General features: G+C 35.3%; 5 protein-coding genes. All 5 read left to right on the top strand.

Annotated features, from left to right (window positions below; all coding sequences use genetic code 11):
• Window positions 1–407 precede the first annotated feature (407 nt).
• Complete coding sequence (locus tag MW688_RS08035; protein ID WP_486735435.1) at window positions 408–983, top strand: LabA-like NYN domain-containing protein; 576 nt, start codon at window positions 408–410, stop codon at window positions 981–983.
• The gene (locus MW688_RS08040; protein ID WP_486735436.1) at window positions 958–1,416 is read left to right on the top strand and encodes a hypothetical protein; all 459 of its coding nucleotides are present in this window, start codon (window positions 958–960) and stop codon (window positions 1,414–1,416) included. Before MW688_RS08035 ends, MW688_RS08040 begins: the two co-directional genes overlap by 26 nt.
• Before the next feature lie 97 nt (window positions 1,417–1,513).
• Window positions 1,514–1,744, top strand: a complete 231-nt coding sequence (locus MW688_RS08045; RefSeq protein ID WP_486735437.1) for a hypothetical protein — start codon at window positions 1,514–1,516, stop codon at window positions 1,742–1,744.
• Window positions 1,734–2,219: a hypothetical protein gene (locus MW688_RS08050; RefSeq protein WP_486735438.1), complete on the top strand. Its 486-nt coding sequence runs from the start codon at window positions 1,734–1,736 to the stop codon at window positions 2,217–2,219. The genes MW688_RS08045 and MW688_RS08050 overlap by 11 nt, the downstream gene beginning before the upstream one ends.
• Entirely contained in the window at window positions 2,212–2,952 is a 741-nt protein-coding gene (locus MW688_RS08055; RefSeq protein WP_486735439.1) for a ThiF family adenylyltransferase, read from the top strand. Before MW688_RS08050 ends, MW688_RS08055 begins: the two co-directional genes overlap by 8 nt.
• The last annotated feature ends 34 nt before the right edge of the window (window positions 2,953–2,986 follow it).

Here is a 2,986-nt window from a genome sequence, read left to right on the forward strand (position 1 = left end):
ATCTTCCACCAGTACTTCTGTACTAAATTAACCTCAGAAAAAGTTCATTTCTCTTCAGTCTAAGAAAAGTAGCAAAGGTCATCTATGGCCCCGGATTTAAAATCCGGGGCCATAGATGACCGCCCATACGCGGTCAACCAATTTTTAAGCGTTGAGCATCAATTCTTTAACTTGAAAACTTCAAAACTTCAAGACTTCAAGACTTCAAGACTTCTTACTCGTTACTCATTACTTCAAAACTCATTACTCATAATTCATCCACAACCAGTAACATTAGGTATAGATGCAAGATGTGAGATAAACGGTTACCTCATTTGAAAATGTGCAAAAAACAATAGGAAAACCCCCTTTCCTAGGGCAGTGTTTAATAGAGACATAAAGCCAAGCCAAAGTCAAGCAAAACTGAAATGCTGAAATACCCGCGACGAGTACTGATTCTTGCTGATGCAGATAATTTGTACATTACTGCACAAAACTTTAACCGTAAACTAGATTGGCTAAAACTTCGGGATTATTTAGCAAATCCTCAAGAAGGAAGAGAACTAATCGAAATGGTTATTTATATGGGCTTACCACCTCAGCGAGAAAAATTTACTGAACAGCGACAAGCAAAAGAAAAATTTATTTATTGGGCAAAAAGTAGTGGCTTTTTGGTAATTGCTAAAGAAGGAAAAATGAAAGGAGAAGACTATGAAACCGATATAGATATTTTAATGGCCATGGATGCTCTAGAACTAGCTATAGCAATGCAACCAGATATTGTTGTACTAATTACTGGTGATTCTGATTTTGCTTATTTAACCGAAAAATTAAGACGCAGAGGCATCAGAGTAGAAATAGCATCTATCGAACAAATATTAGGAACAGAATTGAAATTAGCAGCCAGTAGTGTAATAGATTTAATAGGAATTTTCGATGAATTTAAACAACACAAATCCCGGGGAATTTTTCACAGAATTGGAACCCAGACTATCTTCGATTGAAGTTAGTGAGAATTCAACTGATTCAAACCATGAGTCATCTAATTGGTATCAACGATTTTTCAGTGGGTTTATAACTACTGTTAATGGGAAATTAGTTAGCCTTAACTTAAGAAAATCTCAGGAGATTAAAGACCAATTCAACAAAAATTATCCTCATTTAGATCCTGAGGATAATACTGAGGAATATCTGCAACTATTTGTAGAAACTCTTGAGAGAAGATTAAAAATACTAGAGACAAAAACAATCGAAAGACTTAACAAAAAAGTGGAAACTTTAGAAAAAAAGACTTCTCAACGAATGTTAGCTATTAGTATTGCTACTGCTATTGGATTTACTAGTCTAGGCTTAGTAATAGGGTTAAATCATCACTATGCTATGGCTAATCAAGCTAGTAGAGTAACACCAGAGGCTATCAAAACAGAAAAACAGTAAACTTCTAAAGAGTGTTTCTTGAGAGAAGGTAAAGCAACAAAAGGGGTAATTAATATACCCCTACATAAAATTAGTTTAGTCAGAATTCAAGAAAATCATGAAAACAACAGTAAATGGTAAATTAGTTGATTTACCCGAAGGGGTAACAGTAGAAGAGATGCGATCGCTCTTACCCCAAATAGGAAACGATGATGTTATGGAAGAGGGTATCAGTGGTACAAGACCTCTACAAGATAATGAAGCCCTCAAAGAAGGGACTAAAGTTTGGACTGTACCTAAAATCGTCAAAGGAAATCACAATTATTTTTCGGGTCAAAATGCCAATTAAAATTAAGCAAAATCATCACTCATTTCAGCTATCATCTCGACTCAAACAAGAATTACAACTACTCAATCTAGTAACCCCTAATATTATTGTTGGGCAAAAAACCATAGATGAACGTATTTACACAGCTATCTTAATTAAAGGTATGCCCTTAGGGACAAACAAGTTTCAAGTAAGTTGTACGGATATTCTGTTTTTACTACCTCCACAATATCCCTCTCTACCTCCCATTGGTTGCTATCTTAATTATCCTTGGAAAACTGTAGGACAAGGAGACCATCATTTTACCCGACAAAGTCATTATGGTGCTCCTTTTTTAAGTGAAGAGGGATGGTATTGGTACTGTGTAGGACTAGGAGGAGGATTTAATCACAACAAATGGACTAATAGTTGGCGTCCGGCTAAAAACCCCAAAAATGGCCATAATCTAGCTACTTTGTTTATTACTGCACGTCACGTTATTAACAGCAATGACTAGTTACTTTTTACATATTTATCCTCACATTTGGGAGGAATTTCGTCAAGCTTTACTGAAGGTTAACAGTACAAACCAAGAGGTGATTGGCTTTCTTATTTGTCAAGGTAAGTTAATCAGTGAAAATCAAGTACGCTATATAGTCAAAGATTGGATAGTACCATCTGCTGATTGTTATGAATATCAATCCTCCCATAGATTAGTTCTCAAGCAGGAGTTTCATCTTTACTTACTGAAAAACTATCTTTGGGACACTGATTATGACATTATTCATATTCACACTCACAATCACACAGGATTTCCTAATTTTTCCCAAATTGACAATCACTATGAATCAGAATACGCTGAGTTTCTCAGTAGTGAATTTACCAGTCAACCCAGATTAATTTCGGGAGTATTTAATCAAGATTTAACACAGGGACAATTTCGCATTTGGAATTTTCGTGGTACTTCCTTTGAGTCTCTTGATTATAATATTTCTTGGTTTAAAGGTAGTTCCCATTTGCAACAGCAAAATGATCCTAACAATCTGATGTTTATTCGTCAGCAAGTATTTGGTAAGCTTTTTCAACAAAAATTAGGAGAATTACGAGTTAGTTTAATTGGGTGTGGGGGTATAGGGGCAACTTTTGCAGAAATATTAGGTCGTTTGGGAGTGAATAACTGGGTATTAGTAGATCCAGATTATTTAGAAACAGTTAATCTCAATCGTATGCCTGGGGCTAAATACAGTTGAAAAATATTTACTCATTACTGCTAAAACTTGCTCA

The sequence above is a fragment of the Johannesbaptistia floridana genome (assembly GCF_057440575.1).